The organism is Nocardia sp. NPDC049526 (assembly GCF_044465765.1).
GTDB lineage: Bacteria > Actinomycetota > Actinomycetes > Mycobacteriales > Mycobacteriaceae > Nocardia.
Window position 1 is genome coordinate 315,709 of record NZ_JBITMA010000005.1, and the last position, 21,908, is coordinate 337,616.

The 21,908-nt window shown below is 65.5% G+C and carries 17 protein-coding genes and 1 pseudogene; 12 read left to right on the forward strand and 6 right to left on the reverse strand.

The window, feature by feature from the left end; all coding sequences use genetic code 11:
* Positions 1–39: 39 nt before the first annotated feature.
* From ACIBW7_RS17980 to ACIBW7_RS17990, 3 genes are all read right to left on the reverse strand, one after another.
* Positions 40–879 carry a glycosyltransferase family 2 protein gene (locus ACIBW7_RS17980; protein ID WP_397047475.1) on the reverse strand — a complete coding sequence of 280 codons (840 nt, stop codon included), beginning with the start codon at positions 877–879 and terminating at the stop codon, positions 40–42.
* A 2-nt stretch (positions 880–881) separates the two neighbouring features.
* Entirely contained in the window at positions 882–2,231 is a 1,350-nt protein-coding gene (locus ACIBW7_RS17985; RefSeq protein WP_397047477.1) for a polysaccharide pyruvyl transferase family protein, read from the reverse strand.
* 115 nt (positions 2,232–2,346) lie between these two features.
* On the reverse strand, positions 2,347–3,006 hold the full coding sequence (locus tag ACIBW7_RS17990; RefSeq protein ID WP_397047479.1) for a TetR/AcrR family transcriptional regulator: 660 nt from the start codon (positions 3,004–3,006) through the stop codon (positions 2,347–2,349).
* Between the two features lie 40 nt (positions 3,007–3,046).
* Here ACIBW7_RS17990 and ACIBW7_RS17995 point away from each other — a divergent pair, with 40 nt between their 5' ends.
* The 11 genes and pseudogenes from ACIBW7_RS17995 (at position 3,047) to ACIBW7_RS18045 (ending at position 17,970) form a co-directional block, all read left to right on the forward strand.
* Positions 3,047–4,888: an FAD-dependent oxidoreductase gene (locus ACIBW7_RS17995; protein WP_397047480.1), complete on the forward strand. Its 1,842-nt coding sequence runs from the start codon at positions 3,047–3,049 to the stop codon at positions 4,886–4,888.
* 173 nt (positions 4,889–5,061) lie between these two features.
* On the forward strand, positions 5,062–6,138 hold the full coding sequence (locus tag ACIBW7_RS18000) for a glycosyltransferase family 4 protein (RefSeq protein WP_397048166.1): 1,077 nt from the start codon (positions 5,062–5,064) through the stop codon (positions 6,136–6,138).
* Positions 6,135–7,313, forward strand: a pseudogene (locus ACIBW7_RS18005) (glycosyltransferase family 4 protein); the annotation flags it as partial. The gene ACIBW7_RS18000 and the pseudogene ACIBW7_RS18005, both read left to right, overlap by 4 nt.
* A gap of 193 nt (positions 7,314–7,506) precedes the next feature.
* Complete coding sequence (locus tag ACIBW7_RS18010) at positions 7,507–8,814, forward strand: lipopolysaccharide biosynthesis protein (protein WP_397048168.1); 1,308 nt, start codon at positions 7,507–7,509, stop codon at positions 8,812–8,814.
* Positions 8,811–9,824, forward strand: coding sequence for a glycosyltransferase (locus tag ACIBW7_RS18015; protein WP_397047482.1), 1,014 nt, complete (start codon positions 8,811–8,813; stop codon positions 9,822–9,824). The genes ACIBW7_RS18010 and ACIBW7_RS18015 overlap by 4 nt, the downstream gene beginning before the upstream one ends.
* Before the next feature lie 76 nt (positions 9,825–9,900).
* The gene (locus tag ACIBW7_RS18020) at positions 9,901–11,283 is read left to right on the forward strand and encodes a hypothetical protein (RefSeq protein WP_397047484.1); all 1,383 of its coding nucleotides are present in this window, start codon (positions 9,901–9,903) and stop codon (positions 11,281–11,283) included.
* Positions 11,274–12,593, forward strand: a complete 1,320-nt coding sequence (locus ACIBW7_RS18025) for a Wzz/FepE/Etk N-terminal domain-containing protein (RefSeq protein ID WP_397047486.1) — start codon at positions 11,274–11,276, stop codon at positions 12,591–12,593. The genes ACIBW7_RS18020 and ACIBW7_RS18025 overlap by 10 nt, the downstream gene beginning before the upstream one ends.
* 23 nt (positions 12,594–12,616) lie before the next feature.
* Entirely contained in the window at positions 12,617–13,999 is a 1,383-nt protein-coding gene (locus ACIBW7_RS18030) for a glycosyl hydrolase family 28-related protein (protein WP_397048170.1), read from the forward strand.
* A 2-nt stretch (positions 14,000–14,001) separates the two neighbouring features.
* Entirely contained in the window at positions 14,002–15,327 is a 1,326-nt protein-coding gene (locus ACIBW7_RS18035; RefSeq protein WP_397047488.1) for a GNAT family N-acetyltransferase, read from the forward strand.
* Between the two features lie 121 nt (positions 15,328–15,448).
* Positions 15,449–16,837, forward strand: coding sequence for a glutamate-1-semialdehyde 2,1-aminomutase (locus ACIBW7_RS18040; RefSeq protein ID WP_397047490.1), 1,389 nt, complete (start codon positions 15,449–15,451; stop codon positions 16,835–16,837).
* The gene (locus ACIBW7_RS18045; RefSeq protein WP_397047492.1) at positions 16,834–17,970 is read left to right on the forward strand and encodes a glycosyltransferase; all 1,137 of its coding nucleotides are present in this window, start codon (positions 16,834–16,836) and stop codon (positions 17,968–17,970) included. The genes ACIBW7_RS18040 and ACIBW7_RS18045 overlap by 4 nt, the downstream gene beginning before the upstream one ends.
* A gap of 399 nt (positions 17,971–18,369) precedes the next feature.
* Here the strand turns inward: ACIBW7_RS18045 and ACIBW7_RS18050 are convergent, their stop codons facing one another.
* Both ACIBW7_RS18050 and ACIBW7_RS18055 read right to left on the reverse strand, forming a co-directional pair.
* Positions 18,370–18,900: a sigma-70 family RNA polymerase sigma factor gene (locus tag ACIBW7_RS18050; protein ID WP_364486692.1), complete on the reverse strand. Its 531-nt coding sequence runs from the start codon at positions 18,898–18,900 to the stop codon at positions 18,370–18,372.
* Positions 18,901–19,229: 329 nt separating this feature from the next.
* Positions 19,230–19,949 carry a GAF and ANTAR domain-containing protein gene (locus tag ACIBW7_RS18055; protein WP_397047495.1) on the reverse strand — a complete coding sequence of 240 codons (720 nt, stop codon included), beginning with the start codon at positions 19,947–19,949 and terminating at the stop codon, positions 19,230–19,232.
* A 328-nt stretch (positions 19,950–20,277) separates the two neighbouring features.
* Between ACIBW7_RS18055 and ACIBW7_RS18060 the strand changes: the two genes are divergently transcribed.
* Positions 20,278–21,039, forward strand: coding sequence for an ANTAR domain-containing protein (locus ACIBW7_RS18060; RefSeq protein ID WP_397047497.1), 762 nt, complete (start codon positions 20,278–20,280; stop codon positions 21,037–21,039).
* 1 nt (position 21,040) lies between these two features.
* On the opposite strand, the gene ACIBW7_RS18065 is transcribed toward ACIBW7_RS18060, so the two are convergent.
* Positions 21,041–21,784 (reverse strand): GAF and ANTAR domain-containing protein, encoded by a 744-nt coding sequence (locus ACIBW7_RS18065; RefSeq protein WP_397047499.1) that lies wholly within the window; start codon positions 21,782–21,784, stop codon positions 21,041–21,043.
* Positions 21,785–21,908 lie beyond the last annotated feature (124 nt).

Here is a 21,908-nt window from a genome sequence, read left to right on the forward strand (position 1 = left end):
CACTGCATCGGCAGCTCGGCGAAACTGCCAGTTCATGTGTCAGACCAGCAAATCCGGGCGGTTGCGAACGGTGGCTACCGTGCGTACGCGCAGGCGGTGTAATGCGGCCTTGGCCAGGCGGGCGTCACCGGCCAGCACATCGCCGCGGTGGACCAGCTCCGGGTAGTCGTTCGCGATGCGATGGTGGAAGCGATACATATCGGTCAGTTTGCTGACGGTGGAGGTCTGGCTGCACAGGTTGAACGACGAATTGCGCCAGGCGGCCAGGATTTCGGTCACGCCGAAGAAGGCGCCGAAGGACGAGACGCGCGCGAACAGGTCGACATCCATGGGAAAGACCAGGTCACCACGCAAACCGCCGACGCGGTCGTAGTGCTCGCGGTAGAACATGGCCGCCGCTGTCGGTCCGAAGTCGGCGGGGCCGCGGCGGACGATGGTGCGCGCCAGAGCACGTGGGGTCTGTCTGCCGAGCAGCCCGGCCAGTCCGAGTTCGGTCTCCAACACCTCCCCCGCCTCATCGATCACCTCGAAACGGCTGGAGGAGATGGCGATCGACGGATCGGTCATCACCTCGAGTTGGGTGGTGATCGCACCGGGACGCAGTACATCGTCGGCGCAGACAACCTTGATGAGTTGCCCGGCGCAGGCTCGGATCGCCTTGTCCCAGTTGTCGCCGATCGCCAGCACGGTGTCGTTGCGCAGTAATCGGATTCGTGGATCGTCGAACGATTTCGCGACCTCCGACGTATCGTCGGTACTCGCATTGTCCAGGACGACCAGTTCGAATTCCGCATCCTGATCGAGGATCGATCGCAGGGTTGTGGCTAGAGTCCGGCCGGAGTTGTAGGCCGGAACGCAGACCGACAGCGTCGTCACCACCGTTATCCCCCTCGTGGGACCGGCCGAACCGGTCCGTTTTCCACCAATCCGAATACTCGCGCCAAAGCACTCCGGCCCGCATCGATCTGTTCGACGGCCCGCTGTTGCAGTGGATCCCGGAGCGCAGGTGCATCGTCCCACAGCTCGTCCAGCGCCATGGTCAATTCCTGTTCCAGTTTGGGATCGTTCAGATGCACCACGCGCAGTCCGGTCCCGAACATCTGCGCCAGCCCGTGGAATTTGTCGTCGTAATACTCCGAGGCGGTGATACCGACGGCCGGAATCCCCTGGGACAGCGCGAAGACCGCCAGATGATAGGCACTGGTCACCAATACGCGACACCGCCCGACCTGCCGGGCCACATCCGCCGGGGTGCCACCGCGACCGACCGGCGGCAGTGCCTTGTCCGCCCCGACCAGCAGCGGCAACGTCGATAGCCGGTCCTCGGAGGCGTATTCGGAGATGATCAGCGGCACCAGCCCGGCATCCAACTCCGCGGCGCGGGTGCGCACCACCTGCCCGACGATCCCCTGGGCTTCGAGGCTGACCTGTGCATAGTCCGCAACGCGCAGACAGACGCCGATCTCGGTGCCGATCCTGGCATCGCGACTGCGATAGGCGAATTCGACCGCATCGTCACCGGTGACCAGCACCCGATCCGACTCGACGCCGAATTCACCGAGCAACTCCGGGCCGCGCCGCCCTTCGCGCAGCGCAACGAAATCGACCTTCGGCAGCACCTCCTCGGCTCGGCGGACCAGATAGGGGTCGCGCATCGGACCCATACCCTGACCGATCAGCGCCGTCGGAATGCCACGCGCGGAGGCGTATTCGAGCAGGTTGAGGCTGCGGTGCGCCTGATAGCGGTCGACATCGGTCAGATAGCCGCCGCCGATCGCGAGTACGAGCGAGGCCTGTTCGACCGCCGCCGGAATCTCCACCGGGAATTCGAGTTCCGGCGCTACCGGATTCATCTCGGCGTCATCGGACTCGCCGCGACCACGGGTGCGGATGACACGCAGCCGATCCTTCGGTCCATCCGTGGTCGCCCGCCACCACAATGCCGCCGGGCCAACCACTTTCGTGCCCGCGGTACGCGATAACACTCCATGCCAGCCGTCGGATCCCCAACGCCAATCGGGCCCGCAGATCGGCTCGGCCTCCGGCACCAGAGCCCGTAGTACACCGGGCTGATGAGTCAGCACTCCTATGCGTGCCCGCGGCCAATGCGCGCGGATCCGCTCGACGGTGACCACCATCATCGCGATATCGCCGCGATTGCGCAGCCAGTACTCGCCGTTCTCGACGAGCACCCGGATCTCACGTTCGGCGATATCAATGCGCTCAGCCACAGACCCCTTGGTCCCCACTGTCCTAGTCCCTCCCGCTGGTCCCCCGCGGGTCGGTCCGCGCCCGGCACGAACTCGATGTGAAATCTACCCCACTCGATCGATGTGGGCCAGCTGGCTAATCCGTTGTCCGCTCGGCGATCTGGCCGTTGTAGACCGCGCGCAACGAGGCTCCTGCGAAGGCCGCGCAATAGTCGATGAGATTGTCCATCGGCACGTCCAACCGGCCGCCCTGCTTCTCCACAATCACCCGCTCCAGCATCCCGACCACCGACAGCGCGAAGATATCGATGATCTCCGCGGGCGGCTGAACATCCGGTCGCGCCTCGGTGGCCGTGGCCGCGACCAATCGGGCGAAGCGCCACAACGCCTGGCGCATCCGATATTCGGCACCGGCCGCGGTGGGTTCGACGAAAACGATGCGCAATTTGCGCGGATCCTCGGCCAATGCGGTGAGGTACGTGCCGATCCCGGCCCGCAGCTTGCGCGTCCCGCGCGGCTTCGTCGCCTCGACCGCCGTGGTCACGGCCGCGAACAGCTCGTCGATGACATGGTCGAAGACCGCGGCGAACAGTTCCTTTGTGCCGGCGAAGGATTCGTAGAAGTACCGGTCGGTCAATCCGGCGGCGCGACACAGATCCTTGACGCCGGTCGCCGAATATCCACGCGTGCCGAACAGCTCCAGCCCGGCTTCCAGGAGTCTGCCGCGCCGCGCCGCGACTCGATCCTCCGCGCCGATACCGCCATAGGTCCGCACCGGGCGTCGCTGCATCGTCATCTTCGCATTGTCTCCCATCCCGACCGCCGATCTGATAAATATGACGATCGAAATAGTCAGAATTAGGGGTCGTGCAGTGACAACTGAGCATCGGAACAACCAGATCAACAGACGCTCGCTGCTGCGCGGCGCCGCAATGGCGGGAACTGCGGGACTGGCGACATCGACCGGGATCGCGGCGGCCGAGCCGACGTCGCGACGCCGAAACGGCCCGGCGCGCAATACCGTCGCGGTGCTCGGCGCGGGCATCGGCGGTCTCACCGCGGCGCACGAACTGGCCGAACGCGGCTTCGCGGTAACCGTTTTCGATCGCAAGGAACTCGGCGGCAAATCCCGCACGATTCCGCTGCCGGGCACCGGAATCGGCGGCCGCGCACCACTGCCGGGCGAGCATGGCGCGCGCGGTTTCACCTCGTTCTATCACCACGTGCACGACACGATGCGGCGCATTCCGCTGCCAGGCACCCGACAGTCGGTGTACGACAATCTGATTCCGTTCTCGGTGAGCGATCCGCGCTATCCGCGCGCGGGCGATCTGCCCGACGGCTTTCCGCTGATGTTCGGGGTCTATTTCGATCCCGCGCAGGCGCTCACACCGGAAGGGTTGCAACGCATCCTGGTCGAGGTCTTCATGAAGAACAATCTCGTTCCGCTGCCCGAGGCCATATATATGGCGGGGCGGGTCGTCACCTATCTGACCTCGTGCGAGGAGCGTCGCTTCGGCCAGTGGGAGCATGTCAGCTGGTGGGATTATGTCGGCGCGGCAAGCAGATCCGCGCAGTTCCAGGCGCTCGCCGCCACCGGTCTGACCCGAGCGCTGGTGGCCGCCAAGGAGTATGTGGCCAGTACCAGGACCATGGGCAACATGATGGAGGGCTTCTTCATCGCACTGCTGCGGGAACTGACCGGCGGCCCGAAGGTCTACGAGGTGCTCAACGGACCCACCAATGAGGCCTGGCTCGATCCGTGGATTTCGCTGCTGGAGGGCATGGATGTGCAATTCCGGCCCGGCCACGCGCTCGAGGAACTCGTAGTGACCGACGGCCGCATCGGCGGTGCGCGGATTCGTCGCCCGAATGGCGGCACCGAGGTGTTCGAAGCGGATTGGTATGTCTGCGCGGTGCCGACCGATCGGGCTCGTCGGCTGTGGTCACCGGAAATCCGCGAGTTGGATCCGGCGCTCGGCCGAATGGATGCGCTGACCGTCGACTGGATGAACGGCATGCAGATGTTCGTCACCGAAAAGCTGAACCTCGGCAAGGGATACAACATCTACCTCGACGCACCGTGGCGGCTGACATCGTATACCCAGCGCGCTTTCTGGAACGTTGATTACGCCGCGAAATACGGTGACGGATCGATCGTCGACGGCCTCACCATCGATATCGCCGACTGGGATACCCCGGGCATTCTGTTCGGCAAGACCGCCAAGGAATGCACCCGCGACGAGATCTACCAGGAGACCTGGGCGCAGATGACCGCCGCGCTCAACGACGACGGCCGAATCCAGTTGCAGGACGGCATCGTCCGCGAGTGGATGCTCGATCCAGGTATCGAGTGGGCCGACGGACAGAATACGAATGATGAACCGCTGCTGGTGAATACGATCGGCTCATGGGCCGATCGTCCGACCGCGCACACGCAGATCCCGAACCTGTTCCTGGCCGCCGACTACGTGCGGACCAACTTCGACCTTGCGACCATGGAGGGCGCGAACGAGGCGGGCCGCACCGCGGTGAACGCACTCCTGGGCGCGTCCGGCTCCCCCGCCGCCCGCGCCCAACTATTCACTCGCGATTCGATTCCCGCTTTCGAACCGTTCCGTCAAATGGATGCCGCTCGTTACAAGGCCGGTCAGCCCAATCTGTTCGACCTCGGCTGACGACAGCAGACTGGTCATTCGCCCCCTGGTCGGGAGTTGATCTCGACCCACCGGAACCACCGAACTCCCCTAGACTGTTGCGCGGGAAGCGAGTTCAGATAGCGGGCTCGCCCCATCATCGCCAGGAGTAGGGGGCCGCGATGACGGCAGCGACCGGGGCATTGCGCGTGCACATGGCAGGTTCGGAATGGTTTTCGGCAGCCCCTGGCGGACTCAATCGTTATTTCACAGAACTATTCCACGCACTCGCACGGCAACCGAGAGCACAGGTTTCGGCATCGGCGTTCGGTACGGTCGGCCCCGATGATCCGCCTGGCGCACGGTCGTGGGGACGAACCGGCGGTTCGACCATCGCCCGGGCCCGCTCCGCATTTCGGGAGCGGACCGATCTGCGCCACGCGGATATTCTCGATCGGCACTTCGCGCTGTATGGCCCGGCTGCCTTCGCACGAGGCGGCCGGGTGCCGCTGGTCGTGCACTTCCACGGACCGTGGGCCGCGGAGAGCCGCCTCACCGGACAGAGCGAATTCGGTGCACGGGCGAAGTATCTGATCGAGCGGATCCGTTATGCGGGAGCGGACCGATTCGTGGTGCTGTCCAATCACTTTCGCGATGTGCTCAGCGAGGACTACCGGATCTGTGCCGACCGGATCCGGGTCATCGCGCCCGGTGTGGATCTGACCCGATTCCGATCGGCGCCGATACCGACCGGTACCCACCGAACCGTGCTGTGTGTGCGCAGACTCGAACGCCGGATGGGCATCGATTCGCTATTGCGCTGTTGGCCGGACGTGGTCGCCGAACATCCGGACGCACGACTGGTCCTCGTCGGAACCGGTAGCGCCGAGGGCGAATTGCGCCTTCAGGCCGCAGGTGCCGGACTCGGCGATTCGGTCACCTTCGCGGGCAGTGTCGATGACGGAAAACTCACTGAACTCTATGAACAGGCCGCACTCACTGTTGTCCCGACCACTGCGCTGGAAGGTTTCGGACTGATCGCCCTGGAATCGCTCGCCTCGGGTAGGGCCCCGATAGTCACCGACTGTGGCGGACTGCCGGATTCGGTACGCGGACTGGATTCTTCGCTGATCGTGCCTGCTCGGGAGTCCGAGGCCCTGGGCGCGCGGATCGCGGCCGCACTCGACGGCGCCCTGCCGACGCCCGAACAATGTCGCGCGCACGCGGAAACTTTCTCGTGGGATGTCACAGCGGAGCGTCATCTCACGATGTATCAGGAATTAAGGCGATGACCCCATCGAGGACGACCAAGGCCCTCTTTCTCGCGCATACCGCGGCGCCGTCGGGCGCGGAACTGGCGACGCTGCGGTTGCTTGCCGCGCTGCGCGAGTCGGGGCTCATCGATGTCGCTCAGGTCTATACAGAGGATGGCCCGATGGTCGAACGCATGCGGGCGCGCGGGGTCGAGACCCGCGTGGTGCGTGGTGCTTTCGACAGCCGCGCCATGACCATCGGATCCGGGCCGGTGCGACTGGTCGCCGGATTCATTGCTCTGCTGCGATCGGGCTGGACGCTCGGCGCGACGGCGCGCGAACTGGGTGCCGATGTGCTGATCGCCGAGAGCACCAAGGCTTTGGTGATGGGTGCGGTCGCGACGCGACGAGCGGGAATTCCGTTGGTGTGGCAGGTACACGATCGGATCGCGGTCGATTATTTCGGCCGACTACCGACGGTGGTGATCCAGCTGCTCGGCCGACTCATGGCACATGGTTATCTTGCCAATAGCCGAACCACCTTGCGTACCTTGCGGATCGGCCGCCGTCCGGCGGTGGTGGCCTATCCGGGTGTGGAACTCGCCGAGGATATCGAGTGCGCCGCACAGCGTGCACCTACCGAAACGGTCCTCGTCGCCGTCGGCAGGCTGACGCCGTGGAAGGGCCAGCACGTGCTGCTGCGTGCCATCGCGGCGACGAAGGTACAACCGCGACAGATCCTTCTGATCGGCGGCACCTTCTTCGACGAGGAGCCCTACCAGACCGAATTGGCCCGCATGGCACAGGAATTCGGGCTGCCGGTCACCTTCACCGGACACGTCGACGACCCCGGAGGCTATCTGCGCGACGCCGACATCCTGGTGCACTCCTCGGTGCTCCCCGAACCATTCGGACAGGTCGTCGTCGAGGGCATGCACGCGGGCTGCGCGGTGATCGCTACCGGACCGGGCGGTCCTGCCGAAATCGTCGAACCCGGTGTCAACGGACTGCTCGTGGACGGCGGCGATCAGCAACAACTCACCACCGCACTCGACACCCTCATCGCCGATCCGGCGCTGCGCACCCGCCTGGCCACGGCAGCCCGCACCCGCGCCAAGGATTTCGATATCGAAACGTCGGCGCGCACCGTCGGCGCTTTCCTCAATTCCATAACCCACCGCAACGGCGCGGTATCTCATTGGCGGCGCTCGTTGGGCCCTACGTGGTCACGCTCGGCTATCGCCTCCGGGCCCGTCGCTCCCGCCGCGGGTGGCCGGCAGAATCCGCGAGAACGGACTCCGCATGTCTGAACACAAACATGCCGCAGGCCAGCCCACCGAACCACCGACACCGACCGCCACCGGCGGAGCCCATCGCAAGGACGAACGCGGCGCGCCCGGCGGCGGCATGCACCGATCACACGGCCTCGGCGGGGTACTGCGCGATATCGGCTACGTCACCTTCGGCAAGTACGGACAGTACGTCATCACGATCGTCACGGTTCCGCTGATCGCGCGGGTGCTCGGTGCACACGGCCTGGGCCTGTTGGCAATCGGTATGTCGTCGTATTTCATCGGCTCGCTGCTGGTGGATCTCGGCATCACCTCATTCCTGGCCGCGCGGGTGCACGATTCGCGCGAACGCGATGGCGAGAATCTGCGGCTGCAGACGATCAATCAATTGCGCGGCGATTATCTGGCCATCCGCGCGAGCACCCTCGGCGTCATCGGGATCGCCCTGCTACTGAGTCTGGCGGCGAGTGCGCCGGTGCAGGTGGACATGATCCTGCTGGGCCTGTTCGCGGGCGGATTCTGGTCGGTCTCGGAGGATTGGCTGCTGATCGGGCAGGGCCGGTTCGGAGCGTCGACCGCCTATCAGGCGGTCGGCCGGATCGGCTATCTGATCCTGCTCGTCGGGCTACTCCCCCGGATGCCGAGCGCGCAGCTCGCATTGCTATGCCTGCTGATATCGTCCGTGCCCACCGTGGCACTGACCTGGTGGGATTCGCTGCGCACCTTCGGCCCGCCCGCGCGGCCTCGGCAATTCAAGAGCGTATTGCGAACGGGCGCACCGGTTCTCACCTCGCGAGTTCTGGTGACTTCCTACGGTCAGGGCGCGGCCGCAGTGTATTCCGCTGTGCTGGATACGGTTTCGCTCGGTCTGTACTCGGCGGGCGACCGGCTCGTGCGCGCGATCCAATCCACCCTGGATCCCATCGGATTCGCGCTGCTGCCCCGCATGGCGAGGCGCAGTACCGATCACCGATTCTGGCGGCACGCCCTACTGGCGCTGGCGGCCTGCATCTGTGTCGCCACCGTCGCGGCCGTGGCCGTCTGGTTGGCCGCGCCAGTGTTGATCCGACTGGTCTTCGGTGACGAATTCAGCGGAGCCGTCGGGCTGTTGCGGGTCGAGATCTTCATGCTGCCCGCCACCACGATCACCTCGTTCGTCACCACGGCGCTGCTACCGGTGCGCCAGGACACTACCGGCGTGCTCATCGGCGCGGCGCTCGGCACCTGTGTCGCCGGCATCGCACTGTTCATTGCTTTTCGGACTCATTCGGTCTGGACACTCGTCTACGGCAGTGTGCTCGTCGAATTCAGTACGGCTATCTGGTATCTCGCTCGGGTCCGCACATTGATCGTGCGCGAACGCACGGCGCCGGTAGCTTCGAGTCCCGCCGTGGTGCTGATGCGCGAGGAGGGCACCGCGTGAAGATCTTGTTCATCGGGGACGACTGGGTCGGCAGCAATGCACGCTCGCTCGCGGACGGCTTCCGGCAGGCGGGCCACGAGGTGGTGGTCATCGATTCCACCCCGGTCACGCTGCCGACGCGACTGTCGCCGCCGTGGGTCTATGCCAAGTTCGCGCGTCGGCGCGCGCCGTGGACCGTCGCCGACCTGCACGGCGAAATCGACCGTGCCGCAGCACAGTTCCGGCCGGACCTGGTCTTCGCGTTCAAAGCCGTGCACCTCGACCAGCGCAGGCTATTGGGCATACCGGCGCGGCTACACGTGCACTACAGCCCCGACGATGTTGCCAATCAGGAGAACATCAGTCCGGAATACCTTGCGCACGAGCCCGATTGGGATCTGATCGTCACCACCAAGCGGCACAATGTGCCCGAACTTCTCGACCGGGGCGCGAAGGCGGTCGGTTTCGTCCGCAGCGCCTACGATCCGGCGTGGCACTATCCGGCCGCGCGCGGACGGACACCGCGCTACCTGGTCGGCTTCATCGGCGTCTGCCGCCCCGATCGCCGAGCCGATCTGATCGCGCTGGCCCGCGAACATCGTGACCGGATGCTCGTGCGCGGCCCGGGCTGGCGGCGGGTGCCGGAATTGCGCACCACCCGCGCCACGGTGGGCGGCCCGGTCTACGGGTCAGGCTATTCGGCCGTAATCGCCGATATCACCGCGAATCTGGTGCTGCTCAACTCCGATAACCGCGACACCCACACCTGCCGCACCTTCGAAGTGCCCGCCGCGGGTGGACTGTTCGTCGGCGAACGTACCGACGAACATGTGGAACTCTTGCGCGACACCGTCGAATGCTTCCTGTTCACCGATCATGCGGAGCTGCGCGAAATCCTGGACTGGTGCGCGCGGCATCCGGAGAAGGCGGATGCGATCGCCGAGGCCGGCTACCGGCGGATCGCCGACGGCGGGCACCGGTACGTCGATCGGGCACGCGAGATCATGGACGTACTCGAGGCGCAGTCATGAGCGAGCGCAGCGAGCGAACAATCTACACAGCCGCCCAGGCGGGCATGACGGAGCCGAGCGCCAGCGAGGCGCAGTCATGACCGCCCATTCCGAGATCATCGCAATCGCTTGCGCCCTGGCCACTTTGGTGATCGCCGCGGCGTGGGTGCCCAGCGTCGCACGGGTTTTCATCATCGCGCAGGCCGCATTCTGGTCACTGTCCTATGTCGCCCGGCCCCTGGTACTGCTCATGGTGCAACCCGAACCGCACTATGGCGACAATGTGCCCGATCCGCGCCTGGCCGAACTCGGCTACGACCGTGGCATCGAGCTGGTCTTGCATCATGTCGTCTTCGGCTTGTGGGTGTACGCGATACTCATTGTGGGATATGCGATCTGGTCGCGACGCCGTCCCGTGCCCAGCCGGCCCGCGATGACCGGCAATCCGGATTTCGTACCAGCACTCGCCACCATCTACGTTATCGGTCTGCTCGGGCGGGGTGCCTCCTACGCCACCGGATCCATCGGCCACGCCGGTGATGTCGACAGCGCCAATCCGATTCTCGCCTTCGTCAGCATTCTCGCGACCGTCGCGGCGCTCGGACTGATCATCTTCATCCGACCGGCCCAGCCGCGCACCACCGCGCTGTTGATCGGCGCGCTGTTGGCCGGGGAACTGATGTGGACCGTGGTCGTCGAATCGAAGACCCCGATCCTCGGTGCCGCGCTGGCGGTGGCGGTCCGGTTCGCGATACTCGGCTGGACCAAGGCCAAGGTGGTCGGTGTGCTTGCCATCGCGGTGCTCGGCATCGGCGGTTTCGGGTGGTTGCAGTCGTTCAAGACCACCGAGGTCGGCAAGGCCGAAGTGGCGATGACCAGTTCGGCATATCCGCCTTCGGTGCGACCGTTCCTGAGTATCCTGCGGCGCTTCGATCTGCTGGAGGCCGCGACCGACGCCTACTATCACGGCACCGGATATTGGCTCACGCCCGCCGAGGAGTTCCGCCACGCCGCGCTGAGCCTGATTCCGACCCAGTTGCTCGGTGCCCCGAAATTCCAATCCGGTACCGCATGGGCAAATGACGTTCGCGGCGCCTCGGTGGATATGACGCAGGTCCAGGTGTCACTCGCGGAGGGAAATGTCAACGAGGGTTATGTGATCGGCGGCTATACCGGCATCGTGGTGAGCGTCGGCTTCACTTTCGTGCTACTGCTCGCCTGGGCCAAAGCGCTGTATTCCCGATACTTCCCGATGGTGGTGCTCGCGCTCGCGCTGACCGGAGCCTCCTCGCTGTTCGAGCGCGGCATCCTCGGCAGCATGGAGGCGCTCGGCAAATTCCTGCAGGCCGCGGTGCTCGCGACGCTGCTCTATTTGGCGGTCCAGGAATATCGCCGCCGCGCGAAACCGCGGGTCCTATCGCAGCCACCGCAACAGCCTTTGCTGGTCATCGGGAAAAGAGGTTCCGAACAATGGGGTTGATCGACTACTGGCATATCGCGCGTCGTCGCTGGATGCTGATTCTCGGTGTGCTGGTGCTGTGCCTACTCGCGGCGGTGGGTTACGCACGCAGCCAACCGACGAACTATGTGGCCACGAGCAGCGTCTACATCTCGATGGCGACCGGAACCTCGGTGAACGATTCGTATCAGGGCGGACTGGCCGCCCAGCAGCGGGTGCGGTCGTACCTCGACTTGGCCACCAGCGCCAATGTCGCCAAGCGCACCATCGACGATCTCAGCCTGAAGATGTCGGTCGACGAACTGCGCGGCAAGATCACCGCAGCCTCGCCGCCCGCCACCACCTTGATCGTCTTCGCGATCAAGGACAGCTCACCCGAACGCGCCCGCGATATCGCCAATACCGTTGTCGCACAGTTTCGTCAGTTGATCGCCGAACTCGAATCCATCGAGAAGGACGCCGCACCTGCCGCCCGCGCCGAGGTAGTGGACCGGGCCGAACTGCCATCCGGAGCGAGCGGTCCGCAATCGACCCGGCTGCTCGCGCTCGGCGTGCTGGCCGGACTCGCGCTGGGCGGCCTGGCCGCCTTCGTCCGCGATCGCACCGACCGCAAGCTGCGCACCTCCAATGATCTGGAGGCGGTGCTGGCCGGCCCGATTCCCGGATCGACGCGCACCGGTGCGCCGGTGCCGATCCTCGGCATCATCGATCTCGGCCGTCCAGGTGCGGTCGAGGAAACCCGAAGGCTGCGAACGCGTTTGCAGCGCAACGGCGAGGCGACGACGGTGCTGCTGTCGAGTCTGTCGGCCCGGTCGGAGCCGGAAATCGCGATGGCACTGGCGAAGTCGTTCGCCGATACCGGCCGGCATGTGGTCTATATCGACGCCGACACCTCCGGTCACGGCGGATCACAGCAGATCGTCCTCGGGGCGGTGCCCGGACTGGCCGGCGTCCTGCACGGATCGTTACCCGTCGCCGACGCACTGACCGGCTGGCCGCAGGCCGGGGTGACGGTCCTACCACTGGGCGAACTGGATGAGCACACCCCGGATCTGCTCGCCTCCGACCGGTTCGCGGCCGTGGTTGCCAAACTGCGCACCGATTACGACCATGTGGTGATCCAGGCCGCGCCGGTCGCCCACGCCGCCGATGCGATCGCCCTCGCCCCGCTGTGTGAGCACACCGTCGCGGTGGTCCGACTCGGCACCAGCACCGCACCGCAGATCCGCGGCGCGCTGGCCACATTCGGGGACAACCTGCTCACCGGCGCGGTAGCGTACAGCAAGCTCGGCACGGGTATAGAGCGGCTGGTGGGGAGGCTGCGCCTTTGAATTCCGCATCGCGTAGCGATCCCATGGACGATGGTGGTCGGGAGACGGGTGGGCGTTTCGAGGCTGTGCATCGACGACGACTGCTGGCCGCATCCCTCGGCGCCGCCGCCGCGGTACCCTTGGCGGCCTGCTCCTCCGCCGACTCCCCCGGTGCCGAATTCCGGTCACCGCATGTCACCGACGCACCGGCGGCGCGCAATGTCCGCGACTTCGGTGCGGTCGGGGACGGCGTCGCCGATGACACCGCGGCGATCCGGTCGGCGGCAGCCGTCGGAGACGCGCCGCTCGTACTGTATCTGCCCGCAGGCCACTACAAAGTGACCTCCTGGCCCGATCTGCCCGACTACGCAACGGTTCTCGGCGACGGCGGCGATGTCTCGGTGGTCACCTGTGATGCCGACATCACGCTCATCACACTGCGAAAACGAAGCCGGGTGCGGTTCTCCCGCATCGGCTTCTTCCTGACCGGACCGCGCTCGACGGCGGTGGTGCTGTCGGAATCGTTCCGCTGCTCCTTCGACGCGGTGGTGATCCGCGGCAATCACCTCAGCGACAACCATCCGCGCTTTCTGCAGCAGCGCGGCGTGGTCCTCGAAAACAACACCGGTGGAACGGCATTCGTCAACTGCGATATCAATAACTTCGGCTTCGGCATCGTCACCTCCTGCATCCAGAACTATGTGACCTCCTCCAAGCTCACCAGCAACTACATCGGGGTGCTCGGCACCGGCAACAACCACAATGCGGGGCTATCGCTCACCAATGTGGAATTCGTCTCCGACGAGGATCCACGCACCACCGATCGGCATATCAGCATCGACGGTGCGGCCAATGACTGGTGGCTGACCAATGTCTGGTTCGAAGGCGCCGATACCGCGCTGTCGGTGGGCCAGCGCGATCGCGGCGGACCCGCCCAGTTCGGCATGATCAACTGCAAGGTCGCCGCGCGCACGGTCGGGCTCGACCTCGTCTACTGTCGGCAGCCGTATCTGGCCAATGTGCAATTCGACAAGGACTCCGACCGGCCGCCGATCGAGTTGCGCATCGATGCGACGGGCTGTCCGGAGGGCACCGCGGTCAACCTGATCTCCAGTGCCTCCGATGATCTCGCGCCCGGCATGTTTCCGGAGAAGTGGCACGTCATGGGGCGCGACGGTATGCACGCGCCGCAGTACAGCGGCACCATGGTCGGCCGGGCGGGGCAGGGCAATGCGGATATCTACCAGGCGCAGGCGGCCGACGGCACCGTGCGATCGGCCGTATTGTCCAGCGGTGCTTGGCTTTCCGACCGCGCGGAGAGCGGGATCGTGCTCAAGGACGCGACGGGCGGCTACTGGCGCCTATCGGTCGGCACCGATGGTGCCGTGAAAACAACCTCGCTCGGCCGCCAACGACCCCGGGAGTGAGCATGTCCAGCAGTTCGTTGTCCGGAATCCGGCTCGGACCCATGACCTTGCACGGCGCGACGGTCGTGCTGCGCCCGCCGCGGATCGACGACTACGCGCACTGGCGGCGGATTCGGCTACGCGATCAGCGCTATGTCGAACCCTTCTGGTCGAGTTCGCCGCTGGACTGGGACGCGCGACATTCCGGAAAGCTCTGGGTCCGTGAATGTCTCAGCGGGCGGGCGGAGGCACGGGCGGGTCGCCGACTGTCCTTGGTGATCGAGGTCGACGGCAGACTCGCGGGCCAGATCGAACTGGTGTCCATCGAATCCGCAACCGGCTCCGCCGAAATGGGGATCTGGGTGGACGCGGAGTTGGCACGGCACGGCATCGGCGGCCTGGCCTCGTCCATGGTGCTGGATTTCGGTTTCGGACCGGCCGGTCTGCAACGCATCACCGCCCCGATCTCCCCGGCGAATCTCGCCACCGCGCGCGGCGCCGCCCTCATCGGTTTCCAGCGCGAAGCGATGATGACCAGGTATTTCGATGTCGGTGGGGCTCGGCGCGACCACGAATTGTGGGCGATCACCAATGTCGCGATCCCACCGAAGGGCTTCGCGCGGAACTGGATCGAGAGCCACTCGACCCAACATCCGGAAACGCCGCAGCCTGTCCGACCGGACGCCGACACAGATACGCCGCTGAACCGGACCACAGTGCTGACCGCCGTCGCCCGGTACTGCGCGGGCCGGGCACTGCACCGGTTCGATCCACTGCGCTCACCGCCCACGGCCCGGCTCACCAATCCCGACGATCCGATGGTGGTGCTGCGCAGTCGGCACCTGCTGGACCGGACCCGGTGGCGGACCGCGCGAATCCGTAATCGCGATGCACTCGATCCGGAGCCCAACGCACCGGCCGCCGCGTGGGAGCGCCGGCACGGACGAATCGCCTGGCTACGCGAATTCTTCTGTGCTCGTGCGGGATTGCGATCCGAACGGGGTCTGGTGCTGGCGGTGGAGGTGAACGGCGCCTATGCGGGCGAATGCCGATTGTTCGACCTGGATATGTTCGATCGCAATGCGCGCATGTTCGTGTGGACCGATCCGGCCGTCGGCGGTGAGCAGGTCCGGATAGCGGTCACCCGCCTACTGATCGACCACGCCTTCACCGCACTCGGTCTGTGCCGGGTGGCGACCGCCATCGAACCCGGTGATGCGCATTCCGCCGAAATCGCCGCGCGCGTCGGCATGGTCCGCGAGGGACGCATGCGCAGCTTCGTCGGCGCCACCGGTCGTAGGGCCGATCACGACCTGTGGGCGGTTACCACCCCTATCGCCCAGGGGTGACGAAGTTGCGCGGACACCGCACCCCACCGGACGTACAGTGAACCGGAGAACCTATCGCGCGCATGCCGATTCGTGCCGGGGGCCCTGTGTGCGCGTGCATCATCTCTGCCAGGAGCTCAGCATGGACCACGTTGACCGCGGCCATACCAACCCCGACAACCAAGCGGCCCGCCGCAACCGTTTCGCGCGCAGCAACGAGCTACAGGCGCGGCTGCACGATCTGGTACCCGGCGGTGCGCACACTTATGCCCGCGGGCCGGATCAATATCCGGAGTTCATGGCGCCGGTTCTGGTGCGCGGCGAGGGGTGTCGGGTCTGGGATGCCGACGGCAATTGCTATATCGAATACGGCATGGGCTTGCGTTCGGTCACCCTCGGCCACGCATACCGCCCGGTGCTCGAGGCCGTGACCAGGGCGATTGCCGACGGTGTCAGCTTCAGTCGACCCACCGAGCTGGAATTGCTTGCGGCACAGGACTTCCTGTCGCTGACACCGGGCGCCGACATGGTCAAATTCGCCAAGAACGGCTCCGACGCCACCACCGCCGCGGTGCGACTGGCCAGGGCCGCGACCGGACGCACCGTCATCGCGGTCTGCGATCAACCGTTCTTCTCGGTGGACGACTGGTTCATCGGCACCACCCCGATGGCCAGCGGCATACCCACCGAGGCCGTCACCGGCACGATGAAGTTCCAGTACAACGACCTGCCGTCGCTGGCCGCCGTGCTGAATACCGGCACGGTCGCGGCCGTGGTCATGGAGGCGGCGACCGCACTGAACGAACCCGCACCCGGCTTTCTCGAAGGTGTGCGCGAACTCTGCGATCGGCATCGCACCCTGCTCATCTTCGACGAGATGATCACCGGGTTCCGGTGGTCGGCGGGCGGTGCGCAGGCCATCTACGAGGTCACACCCGATCTGTCGTGCTGGGGCAAGGCGATGGGCAATGGTTTCCCGATTTCGGCGCTGGCGGGTAAGCGCGAGTTCATGGAACTCGGCGGATTGCGCACCGACCGCGATCGGGTGTTCCTGCTGTCCACCACGCACGGGCCGGAATCGGCTTCGCTGGCGGCGTTTCGGGCGGTCGCGCACGAGTACACCACCGGCGATCCGATCGCACGGATGGAACATGCCGGTCGGTTGCTCGCCGACGGTGTCAACGCGATCGCCGCCGATCTCGGTATCGCGGACTACCTGCAGGTGCTGGGCCGTCCCTCCTGTCTGATCTTCGCGACCCGCGATCCCGAGGGCAGGCCATCCCAGGAGTTCCGCACGCTGTTCCTGCAGGAACTGCTGGACCGAGGCGTGCTCGGTCAATCCTTCGTCACCTCGGCCGCGCATACCGAACCCGATATCGACCGAACGATTACGGCGTGCCTCGAGGCGGCGAGCGTGTACCGCAAGGCAATTGAGCAGGGCACGGTCGACGGGTTGTTGGAGGGCCGTCCGGTGGCTCCGGCCATTCGACGCAAGGCCGAGCCCCGCCGCATCGACTCGGTGTCCGAATGAACCTGTCACACAATGGGACCGGATCGTCGCGAATCGCGATCGTGCACGAGCGGTTCACCGAATTCGGCGGATCCGAGGCGGTGGTCGGCGAATTCGTCGAAACCTGGCCCGATGCACAGGTATTCGCACCGATTGTCGATCCGGCAGGCGTCCGACCGCCGCTGACCGCGGTGCAGGGCACCTGGCTCAGCCGCGCATACACCGCCACCGGTCGTCGCTCGCACGCCCCGCTGTTGCCCTTCGTTCCAGGCGCCCTTCGACAGCTGCCCTTGCGCGGACGGTTCGACGCGGTGCTGATCAGTCATCACGCCTTCGCCACCCAGGCCGCATTCGCCACGGACGCACCGACCATCGTTTACGTACACAGTCCGGCCCGCTGGGCCTGGGATCCGGAATTCCGCGCACAGGAGGCCGGCGGTCGCGCCGGACAACTCGCACTCACCGCCCTCGGCCGACTGGCCCGCCGCGGCGAACTACGCGCAGCCCCACACCTCACGCATGTGATCGCCAACTCGCACGCGGTGGCCGATCGTATCCGCGACTGGTGGCGGTTGCCCTCGACCGTGGTCAATCCCCCGGTGCAGGTCGACGATTTCACTCCCGATTCGACCGTGCCTCGCGAAGACTTCTTCCTCGCCGCCGGCCGCCTGGTCCCCTATAAGCGCCCCGACCTGGCCATCCGCGCCGCCCAGCGCGCAGGTGTGCGCCTGGTCGTCGTCGGCGACGGACGCTTCCGCCCCCAACTCGATGCGATCGCGGGCTCCGAAACCACCTTCCTCGGTGCCGCATCCTTCCAGACCCTGCTCGACATGTACCGCCGCTGCCGCGCCCTGCTCATGCCGGGCATCGAGGATTTCGGCATCGTCCCTGTCGAGGCAATGGCCTGTGGCACACCGATTCTCGCGGTCGACGAGGGCGGCGCCCGCGATACCGTGCGCCCCGGGATCACCGGCGAATTCGTCGAACACGGCAGCGACGAGCACGTCATCGCGGGCTTGGCGCAGGCCATGGGCGACTTCGATTCCACCGCCTACGATCCGACAGTCATCCGAGCCCACGCTATGACCTTCTCCCCCAAGTCATTCCGTGCGGGCATTGCCGACATCGTCAGCAACACAATCGGATCCGGATAGCCACTCGATCGGTCTCGCGCGGACGCTCCACTTCCGCCTCGAAGGATGCCTCGACACAGCACTCCGGCGCAGCCCTATCTCGGCAAATGGAAGTACGACCAACCCGACACCGGCTCGCGGACCGAGATCGCGGTCATGAATCTGCCCGGCGGCGGCGCCCACGCACCGCAGATCGGCGAGGTCGTTTTCACGCTATCCGCACGACGCGGGGTCCTGGGTCAGGACGGCGCGACCATGTCCGGCGCACCAGTGCAAACTAGCCTGCGCCCAGGCAGGCAACACCACGATCACCCTCGCTGCTGCACCATCGCCGGCGACGGCCACCACAGGATTCGATCATGATGGGTACCGACGAGCACAGCGCGCCGTTCACCGTCGGCACGGGCAGTCTGCCCGGCGCTAGTTGAGCGGTTCGGACAGGTCGGTCTTCAGGTGCTCGAGCCCCGCCCGGATCCGGGATTTGACCGTGGGGAGACCGACCCCGAGACGCGCCGCCACCTCGGGATAGCTGAGTCCGGAGTAGTACGCGAGCGCGATGGATTCGTGCTGGAGTGCGGTCAGATGGGTGAGGCTGCGACGCAGGGCATCCCTTTCGTCGTGCCGCACCGCCTCCTCGGCCACCACATCGCTGGGGGGCTGATAGTCGCGACTGCCCCAGGAGTGATTGTGGTCCATGGTGGCGCGCTCGTGCCGAACCCGGTCCACGGCCTGGCGATGAGCCAGCATGCGCAACCAGGTGAGCACGGAACCGCGGCGCTCGTCGAACCCGATCGCACAGCGCCATACCTCGAGGTAGACGTCGTGACAGGTCTCTTCGGCATACCCACGATCACGGACGATCGCCAGCACCCGGCGATAGACCAGACCGCGAGTGCGGCGGTAGAACTGAGCGAAGGCCTCTTGATCGCCGTCGCCGATGCGATGTACCAATTCTGCATCGACAACATCGGATTCGATATCAATCCGATTACGAACCGGCCGAGCGACGGACCGCAGAGTGGTTGGAAGTCGTTCGGACCGATGTGAATTGCCTTCGGACCGAGATGAAACGAGCAGGATCACGATTGCCCCCAGACAAACAAGTGATGCGACAAGCAGGTTGATTTCAACGTATGAAGCTGCGTCGAAGCAGACCGTCGAGGGCATGGACGGCACTGGCGGAGAACGGAATCGGCCGGGGACTGGGGCCGATAGTCCAACTTTCACATTACCGCGCCGCGCGCAAATGATCATGCACTTTCGCGCAGTAATGGATTTACTCAGACGCGCAGGCCGAGTTCGACGATCCCTTTCGCCACCGCATGTATGGCGACCCGATTCTTGCGAGCGTGTGTGCGGATCAGTTCGAACGCGACCTCCGGCGTGATCCGCCTGGCATTGGCGATCACACCCTTGGCCTGTTCGATGACGATCCGCGAATCCAGCGCATGCTGCAACTGCGCGGTCAGACGCTGCTGACGGCGCAGCACGTTCGAATTGACGATATGGCCGGTCGCCATGCTGGCCAACAGTCCGCCCACCGAGAGATCCTGGTCGGTCCAGATCCGTGGGCTCGGGCCGTACAGGCCGAGCGCACCGACCGTGGTCTCGCCGACCCGCATCGGAATCTCGGCCAGCGACGACAACCCGTGCCGGACCGCCTCGGCGGCGAACTCCGGCCAGCGCTCGCCGTGTCGACCGATATCGTCGATCGCGACAGGTTTGCCGGACCGATACGCGTCCACGCTCGGACCGCGTTCGCTGCGATGCTGACAGAGTTCCATGGCCACCAGCTCGTCCGGTGCCGCGGCGGCCATTCGGGAGAGCTCGTCGGGCGTGAGCGTCTCATCCGGCATCAGCATGACGGTGCAGCCGGCCAGGTCGAGCGCGACGATCGCGCTGTTCATCAGCTGGCGCACCATCTCCGCTGTGTCACCGATCGCAGGTAGCAGTTCGGCCAGCCGCGTTGCCGCGGCGACCAGCACCGTGTTGTCAGACACCCGAATCACCCCATATGTGCGAAAGTCGGTCGTCCCCTCGAGTCCCGCGCCGCACTTGCTGACGTTTCCATGGTATGGCTAAGCGAAGTAACACACCACGATTTCGACACCACCATGCTCCTTTGAATTATCCAGCTACTCATCGGATTCCGTTGACCGGCCATCGGATAGTGGTCGACATGACTACTATCCGAATGCCACGATGGACGACAGGCTCGACCTGACCGTGCCACGATAATGTGCCCGGTGAGGCTTACTTTCGCTGAATTCTCTCCGTTAAATGTGCCGCATTGCGGCGAGTAGCAATGACCGCGACCGGGAGACTGCAATGGCGCCCCCATTCGACGATCGGCAGCACGACCGATCATCCGAGCCGCTGCCGGATTCGATCCAGTTATTACGGTCACTTGTGCGCGCGGTCGACTCGCTGGCGAGCGATTTCGACGTTGTCGAACTATGTCAGCAGCTACTGGAAGCCTGTACCGAAGTCACCGGCGCGAGCGATGCCGGATTGTTGCTAGCCGACCAACGCGGTGAACTACAGGTACTTGCCTCTACCAACGAGTCGGCCCGACTGCTCGGTTTGTTACAGCGCGAGGGACCGAGCCTGCATGCCTATCGAAACGCGACCGCGGCATCGGTCTCCGATCTGCGCGCCGACGGGCAGCTGTGGCCGGAGTTCGCAGCCGCGGCATCGGCCGCGGGGTATGGCTGCGCCTATGCCGTGCCACTGCGGCTGCACCGCGGCAGCATCGGTGCGCTCACGATCCTCGCCACCTCGGCCGGCGCGCTCGGACAGCTGGATCTGCGCATCGGGCAGATCCTCGCGGATATCGCGGCCGTCGGCATCGCGCAACACGTGTTGCTCGCACAGGGCGCGACGATCCAGGCGCAGTTTCCGACTGCGCTGAACACGCGCGTCGCCATCGAGCAGGCCAAGGGTGTGCTCGCCGAGCGCGGCGACCGGGATATGGATCGCGCGTTCCAAATCATGCGCGGACATGCCCGCGCCACCGGACGACGGCTCTCCGAGATCGCCGGTGACATTGTCGAGGGGCGCATCGATCTGCGTGCCGACGCGGCGGACTGAGTCAGTTATCGAAGCGCAGCCGGTTGTCCACGACCAGCGCCGCGACCTCGGCCAGCGACAGCCCGTGCGCGAAGGCATAGGCGCGCAGCCGCGCATAAGCGTCGGGTGCGCGAATGTCCAATTGCGCGAGCACGATTCCGGCCGCCTGGTGGATCGTGCGACTGGTCAGCGGCTGATCCCACCATTGCGCGGCGGCATGCGCGGATTTCGCCGATCCGACCACCAACTGCGCGATGACCAGATCGGCGATATGCAGCCCCGCCGAAATCACGTACGGTTCCAGTTTGCCCGGTTCGGCCCGATATAGGTCGAGCACGCCGAAATGCACCACACCCAGCTGTAACGGCACCGCGACCATCGACCCCGCGACCACCGCCCCGGTAACCGCGACGCGGTTCAATTCGTCCGCGAAACCCGGCCACCGCACATCGGTCTCGGCCAGATCGGCCACCAGCACCGGCACACCGGCGACGGCGGCGTCCATGGCCGGCCCCTGCCCCGCGGTGGCCTGCACCGCCTCCACCCGCGCCGCCACCGAATCACTTGTGGCCCACGGCTGCAGCCCGGCATCGCGCTCTTGAATCAGGATCGCGGCACGTTGCACCGGCAGCACCCGCACACAGGCGCCGCACAGGGCGGTCATCCCACCGCCTTCGGCCGACAGCTTTTTCAGAAACTCGAGGGCCGACAAGAATTCATCGGTCAACTGATCGAACTGCCCCACACCATTCCTACGAACTTTCACGACCGTTATCCCTGCTACGAGTTCGACGGTCCCATGTCCCAGGATTCGTCACCACCCCGGGACTGGACCGCAACTACGCCGCAGGAAATACGGCGGGTCGGCACTGCAAGAATACGAAACACCG